General features: G+C 57.7%; 14 protein-coding genes and 6 pseudogenes. 4 read left to right on the top strand and 16 right to left on the bottom strand.

From position 1 onward, the window contains the following. Nucleotides 1–509: 509 nt before the first annotated feature. Together IF803_RS29125 and IF803_RS29120 are read left to right on the top strand one after the other, a co-directional pair. Nucleotides 510–1,592 (top strand): annotated as a pseudogene (locus IF803_RS29125) (ISAs1 family transposase). A gap of 290 nt (nucleotides 1,593–1,882) precedes the next feature. Then, a pseudogene (locus IF803_RS29120) lies at nucleotides 1,883–1,990 on the top strand (transposase domain-containing protein); the annotation flags it as partial. Between the two features lie 313 nt (nucleotides 1,991–2,303). Here IF803_RS29120 and IF803_RS29115 read toward each other — a convergent pair. The 12 genes and pseudogenes from IF803_RS29115 to IF803_RS29060 all read right to left on the bottom strand — a co-directional run bounded on the left by IF803_RS29115 (nucleotide 2,304) and on the right by IF803_RS29060 (nucleotide 14,522). After that, nucleotides 2,304–2,663 carry a CoA transferase gene (locus IF803_RS29115; protein WP_461194445.1) on the bottom strand — a complete coding sequence of 120 codons (360 nt, stop codon included), beginning with the start codon at nucleotides 2,661–2,663 and terminating at the stop codon, nucleotides 2,304–2,306. A gap of 122 nt (nucleotides 2,664–2,785) precedes the next feature. Then, nucleotides 2,786–3,193, bottom strand: a pseudogene (locus tag IF803_RS29110) (CoA transferase); the annotation flags it as partial. Nucleotides 3,194–3,344: 151 nt separating this feature from the next. Then, complete coding sequence (locus tag IF803_RS29105; RefSeq protein WP_461194435.1) at nucleotides 3,345–4,568, bottom strand: IS701 family transposase; 1,224 nt, start codon at nucleotides 4,566–4,568, stop codon at nucleotides 3,345–3,347. 46 nt (nucleotides 4,569–4,614) lie between these two features. Then, nucleotides 4,615–4,929 (bottom strand): annotated as a pseudogene (locus tag IF803_RS29100) (CoA transferase); the annotation flags it as partial. Nucleotides 4,930–5,030: 101 nt separating this feature from the next. Beyond that, the gene (locus IF803_RS29095) at nucleotides 5,031–6,131 is read right to left on the bottom strand and encodes an ABC transporter ATP-binding protein (protein ID WP_461194434.1); all 1,101 of its coding nucleotides are present in this window, start codon (nucleotides 6,129–6,131) and stop codon (nucleotides 5,031–5,033) included. Between the two features lie 12 nt (nucleotides 6,132–6,143). Beyond that, complete coding sequence (locus IF803_RS29090; RefSeq protein WP_461194433.1) at nucleotides 6,144–6,944, bottom strand: ABC transporter permease; 801 nt, start codon at nucleotides 6,942–6,944, stop codon at nucleotides 6,144–6,146. Then, a complete protein-coding gene (locus IF803_RS29085; RefSeq protein WP_461194432.1) occupies nucleotides 6,934–7,815 on the bottom strand; it encodes an ABC transporter permease in 882 nt (293 codons plus the stop codon). Before IF803_RS29085 ends, IF803_RS29090 begins: the two co-directional genes overlap by 11 nt. Nucleotides 7,816–7,934: 119 nt before the next feature. Further along, complete coding sequence (locus tag IF803_RS29080) at nucleotides 7,935–8,987, bottom strand: extracellular solute-binding protein (RefSeq protein WP_461194430.1); 1,053 nt, start codon at nucleotides 8,985–8,987, stop codon at nucleotides 7,935–7,937. A 624-nt stretch (nucleotides 8,988–9,611) separates the two neighbouring features. After that, complete coding sequence (locus IF803_RS29075; RefSeq protein WP_461194429.1) at nucleotides 9,612–10,001, bottom strand: hypothetical protein; 390 nt, start codon at nucleotides 9,999–10,001, stop codon at nucleotides 9,612–9,614. A 227-nt stretch (nucleotides 10,002–10,228) separates the two neighbouring features. Further along, on the bottom strand, nucleotides 10,229–11,410 hold the full coding sequence (locus IF803_RS29070; protein ID WP_461194428.1) for a M24 family metallopeptidase: 1,182 nt from the start codon (nucleotides 11,408–11,410) through the stop codon (nucleotides 10,229–10,231). A gap of 222 nt (nucleotides 11,411–11,632) precedes the next feature. Beyond that, complete coding sequence (locus tag IF803_RS29065; RefSeq protein ID WP_461194427.1) at nucleotides 11,633–13,033, bottom strand: aminotransferase; 1,401 nt, start codon at nucleotides 13,031–13,033, stop codon at nucleotides 11,633–11,635. Nucleotides 13,034–13,043: 10 nt separating this feature from the next. After that, a complete protein-coding gene (locus IF803_RS29060) occupies nucleotides 13,044–14,522 on the bottom strand; it encodes an NAD-dependent succinate-semialdehyde dehydrogenase (protein ID WP_461194444.1) in 1,479 nt (492 codons plus the stop codon). A 191-nt stretch (nucleotides 14,523–14,713) separates the two neighbouring features. On the opposite strand from IF803_RS29060, the gene IF803_RS29055 reads away from it, so the two are divergent. Continuing rightward, nucleotides 14,714–15,190 (top strand): Lrp/AsnC family transcriptional regulator, encoded by a 477-nt coding sequence (locus tag IF803_RS29055; RefSeq protein ID WP_461194425.1) that lies wholly within the window; start codon nucleotides 14,714–14,716, stop codon nucleotides 15,188–15,190. Between the two features lie 71 nt (nucleotides 15,191–15,261). On the opposite strand, the gene IF803_RS29050 is transcribed toward IF803_RS29055, so the two are convergent. Both IF803_RS29050 and IF803_RS29045 read right to left on the bottom strand, forming a co-directional pair. After that, a complete protein-coding gene (locus IF803_RS29050; RefSeq protein WP_461194424.1) occupies nucleotides 15,262–16,041 on the bottom strand; it encodes a class II aldolase/adducin family protein in 780 nt (259 codons plus the stop codon). 413 nt (nucleotides 16,042–16,454) lie between these two features. After that, nucleotides 16,455–16,637, bottom strand: a complete 183-nt coding sequence (locus IF803_RS29045; RefSeq protein WP_461194443.1) for a transposase — start codon at nucleotides 16,635–16,637, stop codon at nucleotides 16,455–16,457. A 275-nt stretch (nucleotides 16,638–16,912) separates the two neighbouring features. Here IF803_RS29045 and IF803_RS29040 point away from each other — a divergent pair. Next, nucleotides 16,913–18,030: pseudogene (locus IF803_RS29040) on the top strand (IS630 family transposase). A gap of 93 nt (nucleotides 18,031–18,123) precedes the next feature. Here IF803_RS29040 and IF803_RS29035 read toward each other — a convergent pair. Continuing rightward, nucleotides 18,124–18,234, bottom strand: a pseudogene (locus tag IF803_RS29035) (transposase); the annotation flags it as partial. 94 nt (nucleotides 18,235–18,328) lie between these two features. Beyond that, complete coding sequence (locus tag IF803_RS29030; protein ID WP_461194423.1) at nucleotides 18,329–19,684, bottom strand: LLM class flavin-dependent oxidoreductase; 1,356 nt, start codon at nucleotides 19,682–19,684, stop codon at nucleotides 18,329–18,331. Between the last annotated feature and the right edge of the window lie 372 nt (nucleotides 19,685–20,056).

Here is a 20,056-nt window from a genome sequence, read left to right as displayed (position 1 = left end):
TCTATCGCTCAGTGCGCCTGTTCGTGAACTTCTTCCAGCCGTCGTTCAAGCTGATCGGAAAACAGCGCGATGGCGCACGCGTCCGGAAATCTTATCGTGCGCCGACGACGCCGCATCAGCGGCTGGCAGCCGACCCACGAACCTCCGATGCGGTTCGAGCCCGACAGCAGGCAATCTGCATCAGCTTAGACCCGGTCGCGTTGCTGCGTGACATTCGGTCTGCGCAGCAACGTCTGGCCAACCTTGCCGATGCGAAGTCGGCGGGCGATTCGATTACTGCGGCCCCGCCGATCGACGCCAGCTTGCGAACGGCTTGGAAAGAGGGCGCATCTCGACCGACGGACCGGCCGATCCTCAAAGCGAAGCGAGGTCGTCGTCGCCCTGATCCGCTCGTTCAGGCGACCCCACAGCTGCAGCTGCAGGAGTGGTTCAAGGCCGAGCCGTGGCGAACCGGCGCCGAGCTCCTGACGAGGTTACAGGCAGAATATCCGGGCGCGTACCCGGACAAGCTGCTGCGAACGCTTCAGCGCCGCGCGGACAATGCCAGGCACGATCTGTTGGAAGTGCTGCTCATCGCGCTGGCGGCGACGCTGTGTGGGGCGGAGTCGTGCTCGGACATGGCGGACTTCGGACAATCGAAGGAGGAGCTGTTGCGGCTCTTCCTTCGCCTGGAGCATGGCATCCCGAGCCACGATACATTCAGCCGGTGTTTCGCCTGCTCAGACCGCAAGCCTTCGAGCTCGCATTCCGTCGCTTCATGGCAGCCTTTGCCAAGGCCAATGGCATCAAGCTTACCGGGGTGGTGGCCGTCGACGGCAAGGCCCTGCGCGGGGCCTACGAACGCGGCGGAAAGGCCACCCCGCTGCACCTGGTCAACGTCTTTGCGGTGGATGCCCGGATGGCCTTGGCTCAACAAAAGGCATCTGGTCGCAACGAGACGGCGGGTCCTTTGGAAGTGCTGGACCTTCTGTCGTTGGAAGGCTGCATCGTTACCGCCGATGCGCTGCATTGTACCCGCGCGTTTGCGGCTGCGGTGCGCGAGCGCGGCGGCGACTATGTTCTGGCGATCAAGGCCAATCGCGGGCGCTTGTTCACCGCGGTTACCCAACAGTTTGCCCGATCGGGCAAGCGCAGCGTCGCCGAGCAGATCGACCGTTCCACCCACGATCGGTGCGAAGTGCGACGCGCGAGCGTCATGCGCAATACAAATCTGGCTGGCCTCTACGGCTTTCCAGGTGCCGCTGCGGTCGGGCGCGTCACCTCGCGCAGGCGCCTGCGCGGCCAGCGCGCCGATGCGCCCGTCGTGCGCCACTATCTCCTGTCCAAATACCTCCCTCCCAAGCGGCTGCTCCACGTCACCCGCAGCCATTGGGGCATCGAGAACCGGCTCCATTGGGTGCTCGACGTCCATTTTGCCGAGGACGGCAACCGCTCGCGCTGCGACCATGCGCCCGAGAACCTCGCCATCCTGCGCAGGCTCGCCCTCAACATCCTGCGAACCCCACCCGGATCGCGCCTCCCTGCACCGCAAAATCAAGCGCGCCGGATGGGACAATGCCCTCCTCATGGCCGCCCTCAGCCATATGCGATAGCCCTGCGGTACGGCGGGCCGGTCGTTGCGCATCCCCGGCCAGCTCCACGACCGGCCTCCCCGTACCGACCGTCCGTCTTCTCGGCAGCAAAATAGATGAGGCAACGATCGCGTGTTCGGGAACATTCCTCCATGTGGCAATACGAAGTCTCACCTTGATCGCCGCCGCCCAAATTGGAATGCTGCGCGCAGAATGCTCGGCAGACAAACTATGCCGAGCCGATTACACGCCGCTCACGGTGAATCTTGCGGAAAACAAGCTTGTTCGGCATAGTTCGGCAGTCGGCATAAACCGCAAAGCTCAATGACGTCGATCCGCAAGCCTGGCTTGCTGACGTCTTCGCCCGCATCGCCGAAATACCGCAGACCAGGTTTCACGAGCTCCTGCCCCGGCAATGAAAGCGGGCCCGTTCCGGCGACCAATCGGCTCAACCAGCCTGAAAACTATCATTCGCTGGCCGTCGTCGCGCGCGCAAGCAGACGATCCGCGACCGCCGTCGGATGCTTACGAGGCTGCTCGCAGCGTGTCCCCATTAAACACTGGCTTCGGGAGGGACAACGTCGTGTGGTTTCAAGGGTCGTATGATAGACTAGACTGTCATCCCGATCATGATACCGATCGGGCAGAGGCTGTTGAAAATCCGCCGTCCGAACTCCGTTGAGTCTGCAAAATGTCCATCGCTGGGAGCTTCTCTCGGCCGAGTTACGGCCGTTACTGCGGCACCGGAAAGATCACAGCCCCTTGTTGTCCCAGCCGTTCAATTTCGTCAGCCGAGAAGCCGCCTTCGCGGAGAATATCCCGCCCGTGCGCGCCAAGCGTCGGCGCAGGGCCGCCCGGCTGCGGTTGGGTGGCGCTCCAGGTGGAAGGCACCTGCATCTGGCGAACGCGTCCTTCGACCGGATGCTCAACCGTCTTGAAGAAGCCGACGGCATTGAGGTGAGGATCACTAAGGATCGTTTCCAGCGTATGCATCGGCATAACCGGAATGTCGGCGCGCTCCAAGAGGTCGCGCCATTCCGGGGTCGTGCGGGAAAGGAAGATGCGGCCAACTTCTTCGTAGACGTCATTGATGTGTTTGTGGCGCGCAGCGTGGTTCGCAAAGCGCGGCTGCGCGAGAAACTCGGGCTGCCCGTTTCAAAGAAGCTCCGCCATTGCTTGTCGTTGTAGATCAACACGCAGATGTAGCCATCGCTGGTTTTGTATGGACGCCGGTATTTGGAAAGCAGGCGCGGATAGCCGCCATGATCGAGCGGCGGATCGTAGCTCAAGCCGCCGAGATGATCGCTGAGTACGAATTCGGTCATCGATTCGAACATCGGCACATCGATGCGCTGACCAAGGCCAGTGCGGACTTGATGCATCAGTCCGCCGAGGACGGCGTTGACCGCCATCAGTCCTACTGCGCGATCGGCCATAGCGATTGGCACGTATCGGGGCGTGCCGTCGCCAGCGGTGGCGATGAGCGTAGGAATTGTCGGTGCGCCCTGGATGAGATCATCATACGCGGGCTTTGCAGCATAGGGGCCGGACTGCCCGTACCCGAAAACGCCGACATACACGATCTTTGAATTGATCGCGGCAAACGCCTCATAGTCTAGCATTACAGTTGCAATTTTTGCCTGAGATGGGCTTTGCGCGCGGTGGCCTAATGAGCTCTGCGCCAGGACGACCATGCGAGGATGTGGGCGTGCGGGATGCGCCGCTGGGCAAGCTTCATGGCGATGCGGCGGATTTTCTGGATCGACCAGCGGATTAAGAACGATGCTTCGATCGAGGCCGCGGTCGCGTTTTTTTGGGCAATGGCCCGGTGTTGGCCCGATGACGGATGACGGCCATCATGGCGAAGGCAAGCATGACGAGTGAGACATGGCGATGCCAGCTATGCCAGGAGCGAGTTTCGTTGTGGTCGAGACCGAGCTCGTTCTTGGCGGTTTCGAAGCTGTCCTCGATGGCCCAGCGATGACCTTCCACCGACACCAGCTTCTGCATGGACGTGCCCTTGGGACACCAAGTGGAGAAGAAGGCCAAGCTGCCGTCGGTGATGTTGCTGCGGATCAGAAGACCTCGCGTCCATTCCCCGGCAAGATCGTCGTTGTATTCACTGGCGTCGAGATCGGCCAACTCAAGATAGGCCCAGTCGTGCCAGCGCGGACCTTTGGTCCCTTCGCTGGACGACAGGCGGCGCCAGGCCTTCTTGGGAAGGCTCTGCGCGATCGCGGAGGCGGTGCCGGCGACAGGCTGCGGCTTGCCCCAGAAACGAAACACGTGATTGGAGGCAACACCGAGAACATAGCCTTTGCCTGCCTTGCGCAGCAGCGCTTCGATCCCACCCGTGCCATACACGCTGTCCGCCGCCACGAACGAGAACGGCACCTTTGCGGCGATCGCGCGAGCGATCATTTGACGCGCCATCTTGGGCTTCGTCGCAAAGCCCGCATCGTTCGGTACATGCGCTGCCTTCAGGCGAGCGGGGTCGTTCGTCCATTCCTTTGGCAGATAGAGCGCCCGGTCGACGAAGGCATGGCCATGCCGCGACACATAGCAGGCGAACACTCCAATCTGGCAATTGGTGATCTTGCCGGCCGAGCCAGTGTACTGGCGTGCGACGCCGCACGAGGCCTTGCCCTGTTTCAAAAAGCCGGTCTCATCGATAACCAGCACCGCATCCTCATCGCCAGGCGTTTCCAGCGCGTACTCACGTACAATGTCGCGCAACGCGTCGGCATCCCACTGCCCCCGACCGAGGATCGCCTGCTGGCGCCACGGGCCTGGATCGCCAGCCGCTTCCGCCCGCATCCAACCCGTCTTGCGCGGCTCGTTGCCCAACAGTCCATCGAGAAACTGCCCCACCGAGGCCGCGACCCGCTCCTGCGTAAACAGCGGACGGATGCGTTGCTTGGTATCTCGCAACGACGAAGCCCACAGCGTCAGCGTATCTTCAACCGACGCACCACCAATCATCAGATCCCGAATCATGGTCGCCCATGGATTCAGAACCTGCATGAAAATGCAACTGTAATGCTAGTCCGAGCCGTGCCATCGTCTGGGGACGCACATTGTACACGACCGCATTGGCCCGCCGCGCGAGCCGCAGCAACGCGTCGCGACCCTCCGGCTTCTTCAGGTCGATGGCGATGCTGCGCTTGCCGCGATTGGTGTTGAGGAACATGCCGCTCATGCCCGGGCTGCGGCCCAGCCCGATCTGCCGGACAACATCGCCTTCGGGGCTTTCCACCTTGATAATGTTCGCGCCCATATCTGCGAGAATCTGCGTGGCGTAGGGCCCCAAGAGAACGGTCGTCAGGTCGAGAACTGTAATGCCGCCAAGTGGATCCATGAGGGCATCGTCCCGAGTTTATTCACATATCTGCTAATGATGGTCGGAGGCCGCGAATTCCGGAGCAAAAGCGAGCACGCCGAAACCACGCCAGGGCTTGCTTAGGGATTGCCTTCATTCGTTGGAATGACGGAGATGTCGCTCATGCTTATTGTTACGCTGAGGAGATCGCCGGGCCTCGGATGGCGCCCGAACGGAAAGCGCTCCTGCATCGTCAGCTGCTCTCCGTTGACGTCAAGCACGATCCGTGTCGCCCCACCGTAATAGTGTGCCTGAAGGACGCGGGCTTGATAGGATAGCCCAGCAGCGCCATCAGCCGACAGCTTGACGTGTTCCGGCCGAATCACCGCGGTCGCAGGCCCAACACTCCAATTTCCAACGAGACGCAGGCCACCCGTTGAGGTGAAAGTGCCATCAGTTCCTACCATTCCCTTGAGCAGAGAACACCAACCGATAAATTTCGCCACGAAGGAGGTCGATGGTGTTTCATATATCTCACCGGGTGTGCCGACTTGCTCGACCTGACCAGCGTTCATGACCACAATGCGATCTGACATCGTCAGCGCCTCTTCCTGGTCATGTGTTACGAACAGAGTAGTAACATTAATGCGCCGGATCACCTCACGCAGCTCCTCGCGCATGCGCACCCGCAACTGTACGTCCAAATTCGAGAACGGCTCGTCGAGAAGAAGCACTGCAGGCCGCATCGCCAGCGCACGCGCGAGCGCAATCCGTTGCTGCTGCCCGCCAGATAGCTGATTTGGAAGACGCTGGGCCAAGTGAGGTAGCTCGACAAGCCTGAGCATCTCCTCAACGCGCTTCTCGCGCTTTTCGCGCGGCCACCTCAAGTTTTCCAGACCAAATGCGATGTTTTCAGCAACTGTCATATGCGGAAACAAGGCGTAGCTCTGAAACACCATTCCAGTATCCCGCCGATAAGGCGGTTGATGAGTCATGTCGACGTTGTTGATACTTACGGTGCCGGAGGTCGGCTCTACAAATCCGGCGACCATGCGCAAAGTCGTCGTCTTGCCGCAGCCCGATGGGCCAAGCAAGCACATCAGTTCGCCACGACGGGCCTCCAAAGAAACATTCGCGACAGCAATCGTTTCACTGTAGTGCTTGGAAACGGAGCGTAATTCCACGACAAACTCGCCGGCGTCTCGGGCAGTGTTTTCACACTCTTTCGATAGAGGCAGCATCTCCACTCCTCGCTACGCTAGTCTTTCCGCGCCGATCAAGCGCTCGATCGCCAAGATAACGACCAGTGTCACCAAAATCATAATGGTCGACACGGCAGCAACGAGCGGATCATAGCTGGTATCGACATACGCAAAAATCTGTACAGGCAGGGTCACGTTACCGCCGTAGGTGAGAAACGCGGAAACAGTTACGTTTCCAAACGATGTCACAAAGGCGAAGATCGCAGCAGATAGCAAGCCAGGCAGAATGAGCGGCAGTGTGATACGCCGAATGACTTGGAAGGGCGTGGCCCGGAGGTTCATCGCCGCTTCTTCGAGCATACGGTCGTGCAGAGTAAGGCTCGCGAGAATCGTACGCACGACGTATGGCATGGCAATCACCAGATGCCCGAGCAGCAACGGATAGATCGTCTGCGTAAGATCCAGCGACGCAAAAAGCTGCAACAGTCCAATACCGAGTACGACGGCAGGGACAATCAATGGCGAGAAGGCAAGCCCTTGCAAGAATACCTTCCCTGGAAACGAAAATCGGTTGATTGCGAATGCGCCGGCAAAGCCAATCACGAGTGCGATGATGGCAACGAGCACGGCAACGTACGTGCTGGTCCAGAGCGCAGTCATGAATAGTTCATTGTCCCAAGCCGTTTGATACCAGCGCAGCGAAAAGCCGGTCGGCGGAAAATTCATAGTGTCGCTGCTGGTGAACGATGACACAATCACCAGAATCGCTGGCAGCGCGAGCATCACGTACACCAGCGCTCGAATAAACGAACCGGATACGGCCATCACATCGTCAATGCGATCAGAGCGCATGGCGTCCTCCTCTCATGACGAAACGTGATGCAGCTAAGGCATTGAGCGCTGCGGTGAATCCAAGGCCGCCCACGAAGAGCACGAATGCCATCGCCGCGCCGGACGGCCAGTTTAGTTCGGTCATGATGCGTTCGTAGATGAGGCTCCCAAGCATCGCGACGCGACCTCCGCCGATGAGACGAGGTGTGACGAATGCTGAAATCGACAGCACGAAGACAAGGTTGAAGCCAACCAGAATGCCAGGAAGCGCGAGTGGAACGACAACCTTCTGGAAAGTAACGAACCGGTTGGCTCGCAGATTTGCAGCCGCCTCTTCGAGCACTGGATGAATTTGAGTCACCACGCTCATAACAGACAAGATCATGAACGGAAGAAACTGCTGCACCAAAACGACTAGCACGGCAGGCCGCGAAAAGAGGAGAATTTTCGGAGAAGAGAAAATGCCAAGACTTACGAGAAGTGAATTGACCAATCCGTTACGGCCAAGAATGATCAACCAGCCGAATACAACGACCACGAGGCTGAGCGTGAGCGGCATGATGACGATAATCGTCCGCCACCGCCGCGCCAGTGACGGAAGGCGGGCGAGCGAATATCCAGTTGGGAAACCGATTAGCAGGCAGATTACGCTGACGACAAATCCGTCGACAAACGTCTCCAAAAGTACTGATGAGTAATAAGAATCCGAAAAGAAATGAAAATAGTGGCTCAGGGTGAAACCGCTTCCCTCGAGAAGGTGGTTACCAGCTAGAAAACTCGCCCGCAGCAATCCCAGCAACGGAACCACCAGAAAACCAGTGAGAAGCAAGACCATTGGGGCCAGCATCAGCACTAGGTTTAGGAGGCGGCGATTGAGCAGAGACTGCTTCACGATATACCCTTCATACTCTGTCGGTCCTATCAAACGTACACCGCGACGACGCGAAGCCTCAACGATCCGCGTAACACCAGGCACCACTAAGCGTCCCTCGAGACAAAGCGCGCAGCCGCCTAGATCCGGACTATCTTATTGAACCGTTCGATCCACTCGCTGCGTTTTGCCTGCAGCTGCTCCCAATCGATTTTCTTTTTTAGAGCATTACGCTCGGACGAGTTGAAGAGAAGATCTTTCCGAAGTTCTTCCGGCAAGTTGACGTCGGTCGATACACCGTACCGAAGCGCGCGTGGTACTGCGAGCATGCCGTCATCGGAGAGCAACTGCTCCGCATACGCGTAGGCGGCCTCCTGATACTTCGCGCCCTTGAGGATGTTGAAATAGTCTATCGACGCATAAATGCCTTTAGGTGGGACAACGGTTACGATGGGAACGCCCTTGGTGCGCAATTCGTGGGCCCGACCGTCCCAGAAAATACCCGCATAGACCTCCTCGTTTTGAAACATCTGTACTTCCGCAACGGTTGTCTGTGCGAGCGCGACAATGTTGGACTTGGCGGCCTCCAGCACCCTAAAGGCCGGTTCGGCATTCGAGAGTGAGCCGCCATTTTCCTCGGCCAGCCCCAGAATCATCAGCAGGCTGGTGCTGGTCGCCGGGGCCATAGTGACGACGCGGCCCGCCAGATCAGCGCGAGCAATATCCGAGTACGATGTAAGTGGCTGCTTGATGTATTTTGAATTGTACACCGGAATGACGGCTGCGACGCTGAATGGCACGCTGTAATCGCCGAATTCGCGGAATCCGGGAAGGATTCTTTTGACGTTGGGAACGTCTGACGCCTTGACCTCTTCGATGACGCCGGCCTTGATGAGCTCGGGCATGTAGGGGCTACTGGCCATGAATATGTCGAACGGAGGATTTTCCTTGTTCGCGTACAGCTTGATGATATCCGCCGATGTTCCGCCGACTATGACTTGAACTTTTAGCCCATACTTCTCTTCGAGCGGCGCGGTCACGCCCTTTTTGAGAGCTTCGTCGTAGATGCCGCCGTGTCCGTTCACACGCAACGTTATGCCGGCAAATTTTTTCGACTGAGCATGGACATAGGGTGCAGCCAGAGCACCGGCTGCAGCCGCTGTCGCGAATCTTAAGAGAGTCCTTCTTTTCATTTCCCCATCTCCTCTCTTTTCCCCGCAAAGATGACAGTCACCTATGTCTCGTCCGACCAAATAGCCACTGCGGCACGCTCGAGAATGTTTCCACACTCTTCCTCGGAGGATTGCGATTGGCACATCGAAGCGCCACGCCTCGCTAGCGGTCGCCGCTCAGCCGCCCGAGCAAGAATCAGGCCGCGCACTGTGTGCGCAGACATTCGAGCTCCAGACCCATGAACTGCAGAAATGGAGCATTAGCCCAGGGAAATGATGCCAGCTCGCCGGTAAGACGAGACTGCGGCGATCGAAATTCTGGCGGCCTGAACTCGTCCTCAATAGGCACCTCAAACCTGGCTAGCAGCATCAGCCTTGTGGTTTTGCTCGATTGGCGCACCGATAACAGCCGTGTACTCGCGCGATGGACAGTCAGCGATACGTCCATGACGCAGCGAAGAGCCCCTACGATTCCTTCAGCGCATCTCACACCGAACGTTGGTCAACTAACGAGTCCATCCCTTGCGCATATTACCGGCACCGCAAATTTGAATTTAACCGATATGTTCGCTGGAACAGCAGAAATCTGGTGCCAATCGGCAGAATGTGAGGTTTTTCGTCATTTAGTCCTGCTGTCGCCTTTGCTCAAGCGCCGGCTCGCGGTCCTCTCAGTGCCGAATGCCGATACTCCCAATCGAGCCGATGCTCCTCCTTTTCCAGCAACCGTTCCAACGTGCCGAAATCATCCTCGATGATGGATTGATTAGAATGACCGCCAGCGCTCGGGCAGCGACAGAACGATGCGAGCGGACGACCCACCCGCTTCGGCGTTTCTGATGAACACTGCATTGGTGTTTCCGAAACCGCGCTCTGCCGAGGACTTTGCCATTGCGGCGAGAACATGGCATTTTCCGGACCGAGGCTGAACGGTAGCGTGACACTCCGCTCGATCGGACTCCAGCGAAGCTGGACACGGCGAACCCCTTTCACGAGCTCCTTGAAGGTCGAATTTCCGATCAGCACGACAATGATCAAGCAGGACGGCAAGATCGCTCGCCCCTACCCCATTGGGCAAAACTTGCGTAATGCGAACATCTCATCGGCGGCTTGATCGAATGTGGAGGGCCTTCTCGCCCACTTCGACAACTGCGTCTGGAGCAGGCGCTACGAGCGGCAGCGGCGGTCGAATCGCCGGTGCCGGCGGCAGCGGGACGGCCGCCGGAAGAAGCAGAACATCAACAGCTGCAAATTTTCTCGCTTGGCTACTTCACAAACAACTTGCGAGGCGTCGAGGTCAAGGGCTCGTGGCCGTTTTCAGTGACAGCAAAGGGTTGCGTAATGCAGACGCTCTTGTCATCCAGCCAGAGGGCAGCCATCATGTGGAAGCACATTCCCGGCTGAAGGACTGTGTTATCTCCTTTGCGTAAACTTGCCGTCCGCTCCGCTGAGGCGGGCGGATAGCCTATTCCTTGCGGATAACCGAGCCTCGCCTCCTTCTCATATCCATGACGCGCGAGCGCCTGCGCGTAGGCGGCCTGGACCTCGGAGCAGGTGCGACCCGGACGGACACTTTCAAGTCCCACATTCAAAGCTTCGATCGCGACCTCCGAAAATTTCTGGTAGGCTGGGTTCGGTTTCCCGACCACAACCGTGCGGGCGAGATTGACCTGGTAACGCAGCCGAACTCCGTGAACTTCCATATAGACTGTCGTTGACGCCGGCAGCGGCTCGTCGGTCCACTGGGGGTGTGGCGCTAGAGCGCGTTCGCCAACGCCAAAAAACAGGCACGAGCTATCATAGCTTCCCCCGAACTCCGGCGTGCCCGATATCTGTTGGTGATAAATGGCAGCTGCGATATCGCATTCACGCACGCCTGGTTCGATCGTATCGACGGCCCGCTTAATCATCGCGTCGGCGATGCGACCGGATTGGCGCATGCAAACGAGTTCGGCCGGGCTCTTCACAATGCGGATCCAATTGACCAGCAGGTCGGCGTCCACAAACTCAGCAAGCGGCAGGGCTCGGACAAGATCACTATGAGCGCGCGCGGAATAATAGTAGCCTCCCATCTCCACGCCGATTTTTGCCTTTTCACCACCGAGCTTCTTTACGATGTCGGCCACGATGTCGTACGCCGATAAACCAGTATGTGAATTTACATACTCATCCGGATAGGTTCTGATGTTATCGTCAGCAAGATACGTGCCCATGACTGCTTGGGGCCGTTCCATGAACCGCGCGAACCAGATCGGTTCCTCGTGATTGAGCGCCACGATGACCATTTGTGGGGTATAGAACGAGAGGCTGTCGTACCCGGTTAGATAATTTTGGTTGGGGGGCTCCGAGAGGAGAAGAATATCGATGCCTCGCTTGGCCATCTCTTTTTTCACGGCCCCTAGACGTGCGGCGAATTCGGCTCGTTCAAAATGCAGTTTCTTTTTCATATTGGTTGATCTCCAGGTATTGACTGACTGAATTCATCGCCGCAGACATCGCACGATCCCTCGCGCGACGATTTTCGTCTCATGGGACATTTTCGTCTCATTGGACGGAGTAGCGTGGCACGCGCCTGGGCTGAACGTCTATGCAGCAACCCTTCTGCTGCGAGTGGCCCTGCCACGGCAAACGTTTGTTCAAGAACGGGAAATTACCCAGCAGCTTTCTCTTCAAGCAATTGTCGATTCTTTCGCTAGCTCGTCCATGATTTGTTTGGTCGCTCGATACGCCAGATCAACGATCTCGTCTATTTCAGATTCGGATACAACGAGCGGCGGGGCAAAACCAAGGATGTCTCCATGCGGCATTGCTCGGACAATAAGTCCGCGATCACGAGCAGCCTTCGAGATGCGGGCGCCCACCTTGACCTGCGGATCAAATCGCCGCTTCATCTGACGATCAGCCACGAACTCGACCGCGCCGAGTAAGCCTACTCCCCTCACCTCTCCGACGATCTCCAGCTGTGCGAACCGTTCCTTAAGTCGCTTTTGGAAGTGCGAGCCGACGATTCTCGCGTGGTCGCTCAGTCGCTCCTTCTCAACAATATCGAGGACAGCGTTGGCAGCAGCGGCCGCAATCGGATGGCCAGAATAGGTATACCCGTGTGAAAACGCGCCGACCCGATCGGCGGCCTCCTCCATCACCCTGTAAACTCTTTCGCCAACGATGGCTCCCGAGAGGGGCATGTAGCCGGATGTCAGCCCTTTGGCTACCGTGACCAGGTCAGGCTCGATCCCGTAGAGCGTGCTTCCGAAGTCAGCTCCGGTTCGACCGAATCCGCAAATGACCTCGTCCGCGATCAGAAGAATGTCGTACCGACTGAGCACGGCCTGAATTTCGCGCCAGTATCCGGTAGGCGGCGGTGTGATACCCCCCGTACCCAGCACAGGTTCGGCGATGAATGCGCCAATCGTTTCGGGCCCCTCTCGCACGATCAGCGCTTCGAGTTCAGCTGCACGCCGACGAGAAAAGGCCTCCTCGGTTTCCCCTGGCTCAGCCCCCCAATAATGATGTGGTGTGCCGGTGTGCAGAATGCCCGGAAAGGGAAGATCCATGTGATCGTGGTAGAAAGACATGCCGGTCATCGAACCGGAAATCACTGAACAGCCGTGATAGCCGCGCTCGCGCGAGATAATCTTCTTCTTCTTAGGTTGCCCGCGGAGATTGTTATAATACCAGACGAGCTTTGCTTGGGTCTCGTTGGCATCCGATCCGGACAGCCCAAAGAATACCTTGCTGGGCTTGCCCGGCGCCATACGTACGAGACGATCCGAGAGGGTCGCCAGCTCCTCGCTCGTGTGGGCCGCGTACGTGTGGTAGTACGCCAACTTGTAAGCCTGCCGCGCGATGGCCTCAGCCACCTCGGTACGACCGTAACCGATGTTTACACAATACAGACCAGCAAAACCATCGATGTAACTGCGCTCCTTTGCATCTTTGATCCGAATGCCGTTGCCGCCCATGACGATCGTGGGATCACCGATCTTACCACTCGCGAAATCCTTCAGCTGAGTAAAGGGATGCAGAACACTCGAGCGGTCTCGTTCAGCGATGGTCGCGATATCATTCATGCCAGTTCTCCTAAGCCACCAAATCGCCGAAGCAAACGTATTTCAGTTCCATATATTCCGCTAAGCCGTGTCTCGAGCCCTCGCGACCAAGCCCGGATTGTTTCCAGCCTCCAAACGGAATGGGCGGCCCCGTGAATGACGCCGTATTGATGCCGAGCATGCCACACTCGATTTGCTCGGAAAGTCGAAGCGCTCGACGTAGGTTGTCCGTGTAGACATATCCGGCCAGCCCCATTTCGTTAGCATTGGCGCGGGCGACGACTTCTTCTTCAGAATCGAATGGAGTGACAGCAGCCACCGGTCCAAACGTTTCCTCGCGCGCAATGAGCATGTCTTCAGTGACATCACAAAGCAGAGCCGGAGGAACGAAGTTTGGACCGAAATCAGCGCCTTGATCAGCGGAAAAACGTCGCGCCCCTTTCTTAACCGCATCATCGATTTGGGCTCTGCACTTGTTGGCGACGGACAATCTGGTCATTGGGCCGATATCCGTTTCAGGCTCTAGACCGTGACCAACTTTGAGCCTGGCCATTGCCGCAGCAAATCCTTCGACGAAGGCGTCGTAGATGCCTCTTTGGACGTAGATGCGGTTAGCAGCCAGGCAATCCTGCCCCGAGGTTGCAAATTTCGCCGCCATTGCCCCGTCCACAGCCTTCTCAAGTTTGACGTCGTCAAAGACGAGGAAAGGGGCATGCCCCCCGAGTTCGAGCGACACCTTCTTTACTGTGGCGGCCGCCCCTTGCAGAAGCAGACGCCCAACTTGCGTAGAGCCCGTGAACGAAAGAGCTCGTATTCTTGGATCGCGCAATAGAGGCGCCGAAAGCTCGACCGGATCACCGACTATCACTTGAAACACCCCCCGCGGGACCCCGGCCTCTTCAGCCAATCTAGCCACGGCAAGAGCAGAGAGTGGCGTCTCGGGAGCCGGCTTCACAATAATCGGGCAACCGGCTGCAAGAGCGGCTCCCGCCTTTCGTGTCATCATGGCGACTGGAAAGTTCCACGGAGTGATGGCCGCCGCGACACCTATTGGCTGCATTCGGACTTGAAGCAGACTTCCAGGTTTGTGGCTGGGGATCGTCTCTCCATATGCGCGCTCCCCCTCTGCAGCGAACCACTCAAGAAATCCAGCACCGTACACAATTTCATGACGCGCCTCAGCGAGCGGCTTGCCTTGCTCGCTCGTCACCAGGATAGCGAGTTCTTCCGAATGGTCGCGCATCAATGACGCCCAGGCCCTAAGAATCGCCCCGCGCCGGCCTGGCAATAGCTCTCTCCAGCCTTGAAACGATCGCTCAGCTGCCGTAATCGCCAGATTCATTTCCGCGGCACCGCAACGAGCAACATCCGCGATCACTTCCCCAGTAGCAGGATCGACCACAACGTCCTTTTGCTCGCTCGCAATCCAGCGGCCGTCGATGAGCGCGGTCCCGGCTAAAAAATCGTGACGACGCAGACTTTGCAGGTACTCGCTAGCAAGACCAACCAAACGTGGACTTTTGCGTCGAACAGTTTGACGGTCCATTTGAAAGTCCCACGCGGTCATTTGTTGAAATTTCCCCTACATTCAGGATACTGCTTCGCAATGATATTTGCGTCGCATTTTTCCTGCCGCTTAGAGGTTTTCCTGCATCACGCAGGCTTTTTGCGACGGAAATCACCTCAAGGCTGAAAGCCAACATGCAATATGATCGGTTAGACGCCCGGATCCTCGAGATCGTGCAAAAGAACAATCGCCTCACTTCCGAGGTGATCGGCGAACGTACCGGGCTATCAGCTACGGCGTGCCAACGACGACTGAAAAGGCTCCGTTCGGAAGGCATCATCGAGGCCGATGTCTCAATCGTCTCGGCGAAAGCCGTAGGACGACCTATTCAAATGCTTGTGCTGGTGAGCTTGGAGCGCGAACGTTCAGACATAATCGACAGGTTCAAGAAGGCCATCAAATCGTCGGCTGAAGTCGTCAATGGATTTTACGTAACCGGCGACGCCGATTTTGTTCTCTACGTTACTGCGCGTACCATGGAAGATTACGAGCAGTTCACCCGGCGATTTTTCTATGAGAACTCAGACATTAAGGCGATCAAGACGATGGTCATAATGGACCGCGTAAAAGCTGGATTTGTCGTACCGATCGAGACTCCGTCCGAGGATTGATGAGGGTACCGCCTCACCGCTCGGCCTTGCCAGCCCAACGACGAGAAGGGCGCGACGTTCCACGCGTGCCGCTATGTTGCGTAGTCCGGCTCCTTACGGTCGAGAATGCGCTTTAGCGCATCGAAATGGCGCTGCGCCGATGCAGTGCCTTGACGAGAGACCGCCGCGAATTCGCGCTCAGTTTTTTCAACCACATGCTCCGGGAGCTTCTTGAGCCTCTGCCCCGTCCACATAGCATAGATCTGCACTTGCGCGGCGCGCTCGATAAAGTAGAGCCGATCATAGGCGTCGGCAACTCTTTCGCCGACTGTAGTGATGCCATGATTGGCCATAAACAGGACAGTCTTGTCTCCAATTACCTTTACTAGGCGTCGGCCCTCCTGTGGTTCGAAAGCAGGGCCGGTATATTCATCGTCATAGGCGATCTGCCCGCGCATCCAGACTTCGGTCTGACCGATGTCTTTGATCCGGGGGTCCTCGAGGCGGGTCAATGCGCTCGCAAAAGGCATGTGCGTGTGAAACACGACTTTCGCGTGGGGCAGCGCCTTATGGATAGGCGCATGGATGCAATAGCAAGAGCGATCAACTTTGCCGTCGCCTCGCTTAACCTCGGCATCATCGATGCCGACCTCCATGAAGGACGACGCCCTGACCTCGGACCAATGCAGTCCAAAAGGGAGTTGATAATACCGGTCGCCGCGACCGGGCACAAGCAGGGTGAGATGATTGACGATACCCTCACTTAAGCCGTGCATGAACGCGAGCCGATGTGCCGCAGCCAGATCAGTCCGCGCCTGCCATTCCTCTGCGTTAAAATCAGAAGCCGTTTGTGGCGAAGCTCTGAAGTGCATGGAATCCCCCTGTCGGGACCTCTGGTTTGTTTCAAGCGACGCGAAGATATTGCGACTACGCTGTTTGAACGTAGCTGGAAGAGCGATCTGTTTTCCTGCAACCTGGCGCGATGTACGCAGACATTCAGCGACTTTGTAGCTACTGCGCGGTATTCCGAACATCGATGAAAGCAAGATCGAGATTACGATTTTCGATTTGAAGGCTAGATTCAGTGAGCTGGAAGAATCCGATGCCAGGCAAGATCAATGGATGTCCGGAAAAGCGCAGTAAGTGAGCGTCTCATGGACCGCCTGTTCGACGAGGTCGGCGGCTTTGTCATCCGGTTGGCCCGTAAGTCCGCAACGACGAGCCTTGCCTTTTCATAGGCAGCAGGACGGCTCTCCTGAGCGTGAACGGCCTTGAGCATATTGGCTCACCTCACGAACCTTAGTCGACGGTACGCGGCTGAAGATATTGCGATAAAAATGGACCGTGCAGCGTGCAGCTGATAGCGCGCATCCGGAAGATACTCGGCAACGCTTTCGACAAGGCCGCGGCCGGCGTCGGAAATCACCAACTGCACGCCCTTGAGGCCGCGATCGACGAGATGCCGCAGAAACGACGACCAGCCGGACTTGTCTTCCTTGACGCTTCACAGATTGCCGAGGATCTCCCGGACCCCCTCAGCATTGACGGCCGAGGCCATCAGCAGCGACACATTGCGAACCTCACCCGCCCAGCTGCGATCCCGCGGACCATCTCGCCCAGGTGATCCCGAATCCAAGCCTCATCAATCTAGTGTCCCGAGTCACAAGTTCGCAATCGTAGATTGCGCAGTAGATTCGCGTCGCTGTGCCAGAGATGGCGGCTGCAACAGCGACGGAGGATCTGATGGCGGCCCGGCAACTTGCAACCCTGATATTGAGCGATGATGAGCGTGCCGAACTACAGTCACTGACGATGCGTCGGAAGACGGCGCAGGCGCTGGCTCTGAGAGCGCGGATCGTGTTGACCTGCGCGGAAGGCGGTCAGAACAACGAAGTGGCGGCCAAGCTGGGGCTGGGCCGGCAGACCGTGGGCAAGTGGCGGCGGCGTTTTGTAGAGCGGCGCGTGGCCGGGCTGCACGACGAGCCGCGTTCCGGGGCGCCGCGCACGATTGACGATGCCCGCATCGAAGCCGTGATCGTGCGGACGCTGGAGAACTGCCCCGAGAACGCCACCCATTGGAGTTCCCGCGGCATGGCGAAGGCCAGCGGCCTGTCGGTGTCGACGGTGCAACGCATCTGGCGGGCCTTCGGGCTCCAGCCGCATCGGCTGGAGACGTTCAAGCTCTCGACCGATCCAAACTTCGTGGCCAAGGTGCGCGTCGTGTGACTCTATGTCTCACCGCCGGAGCATGCCATCATTCTGCGTGTGGATGAGAAGTCCCAAATCCAGGCGCTGGACCGCAGTCAGCCGATGTTGCCGATGCGTCCCGGTCAGCCGGCCCGAAGGAGCCATGACTACAAAAGGCACGGCACCACATCGCTGTTCGCCGCCCTCGACATCGCGACCGGACGGGTCATCGGCAAATGCTACGGACGGCACCGTGCCGCCGAGTTCCGCAAGTTCCTCGACGAGATCGAGGCCGCCGTGCCGCGTGAACTCGACGTCCATCTCGTCATGGATAACTACGCCACTACGCCACGCACAAGACCCCGCTGATCCGGCGATGGCTGGCTAGAAGGCCGCGTTGGCATGTGCACCTGACTCCGACCAGTTCGTCATGGCTCAATCAGGTCGAGCGCTTCTTCGCGCTCCTCACCGATAAGAAGATTAGGCGCGGCGTCTATCGCAGCGTCGCCAGGGCTGACATCACTTCGTTCGTCGACCGACACAACGCCGATCCCAAGCCGTTCCGATGGACCAAATCCGCCGATGACATCCTTGCTTCCATCGAGCGCTTCTGCCGATACAATGCCCCAGCAGAACACGACGCGACGTTGCGAACTTCCGGTTCACGACATTAGCTGTGATTTCACTCGTCGACCTCAAGCGCCGTATCGACAAAAGCGAGCTTTCGCCTGACGTCGCACTGCCGCAATCGCTCGAAACGATCGTCACTCATGGTTCTGTTCGAGCAGGATCGGGCCGACGAGACGCACGATGGCCTCTTGATTGAGGAAGATGCCGGTCACCTCGGTTCGCCGCTTGATCTCGCCATTTAGATGCTCGAAGCAGGTCAGCCGCTCCAGGTAGATGTCTTGCAGTCTCAGAACTGCGCCATGCCAGGAGCCGTAGCCCGATCAACGGCTTGGGCAGCCTCTTTCACGGACGACTGCTTGCACCTGCTTGCGTGTACCGATTGAGCGGTCGCTTGAGACCAAGATTCTCTCTCAGAGTCTGTCCCGAATACCGGGATCTGAATTTGCCCCGCTGGCGCAATTCAGGCACGACGAGCTCCACAAAATCCTTGAGTCCGTTACCAGTCGCCGGAATTACGTTGAATCCGTCAGCCGCATGTCGATCAAATGTATCCGCCATAGTGTCAGCAATCTCGTCCGGTGTACCAACAACCATTAGATGGCCATGGCTGTCTGATATCAAACGGATCAGTTGCCTCCAAGTGAACTTCTGGCGCGCCGCCAGGTCCAGGAGCACCTTTTGACGGCTCTGCATGAGATTCGTCTGCGGCAAAGTCTCCGGAACCAATGAGTCTAGATTGGTGGAACGCAAGTCGGTGACAAACCCGAGCCAACGATCGGCCGTGGCAATCAGCACGTCAATAGGTGTATATGATTGTAGTGTCTTAAGCTTATCAGAGGCTTCCTCCTTCGTCCTCCCGACGATCGGAATAATGCCCGGCATGACTAGAACCTGATCCTCGTGCCGTCCGCATGCGCGCGCCTTCTCTTTAAGAGCCGCATAGTATCGTTTGCCGTTTTCCAAAGAAGGTTCTGCGGTGAACACGACCTCACCGATTTCTGCACCGAATCGTATTCCTGCCATGGATGCGCCAGCCTGAACCAAAACGGGATACCCTTGGGGCGGCCTTGCGACATTCAATGGACCTCTGACTGATAAGTAGTTCCCTTGGTGATTAAGAAGATGTAACTTCGTGGTATCAACAAAAATACCGCTTTCCTTGTCGCGAATGAAAGCGTCGTCTTCCCACGAGTCCCAGAGCCCCTTGACAACGTCTACAAATTCTCTGGCTCGAGCATAGCGCGTGTTATGGTCTGGAAGTTCTTTCTCACCGAAGTTCGCCGCTTCGAACTTAGATGCTGAGGTGACAATGTTCCAGCCCGCACGTCCCCGCGAAAGATGGTCAAGTGAGGCGAACATACGTGCAAGATGATAAGGTTGACAATACGTCGTCGTCGCTGTCGCGACCAGGCCTATATTTTGTGTTCTCGCGGAAAGCGCCGACATCAGCGTGATTGGCTCGAACTGATCGTTTCGGCTTGCACGAGCTATGGCCGCGTTATCTTGCTCAGCTACGCTTGGGCTATCGGGCAGGAAGACGAAGTGAAATGCCGCGCCTTCAGCAAGTGCGGCCAGATGAGCATAGTGGCTGATGTCAACTCCACCACCAACTAGTACGCTCGGGTCGCGCCATGCACCTTCGTGGTATCCCGCCTGAATGAGGAATAGTCCGAGCTTCATTTCGTCATTGCGCCGCATGCCGCGTCTCCCTTTGAATTGGACTATCCTCGCCCACCTCATTCAGCTGGTCGGTTGTGCTCCGCCGCGACGGCTCATCATTCTATACCGCCGCGAATCCCTTCCACCGCACAACGATGTTTCAACGAGCCCCCCAATCGCCGGTCGCTCGCTATGCACGTCGGCCAATGCTGCAGCCAGATGTGAATGCCAGATAAGCGTTGAAATCCGTCGATGTCCGAGACGAGGTTGAAGCGATCGCCTGTATCTTTCCGAGTTCGATAAGGGCCAACTCGAGGCTCCGCAGGTTCGTGTCCAACGAGCGCGAATGATGGAAAATAACGGAATCTCCGTGTCAGGAGGCGCGCATTGTCGAATGCTGTCGGAACCGAT

The organism is Bradyrhizobium sp. UFLA06-06 (genome assembly GCF_054820065.1).
This window is presented reverse-complemented; position numbering and strand designations above follow the sequence as displayed.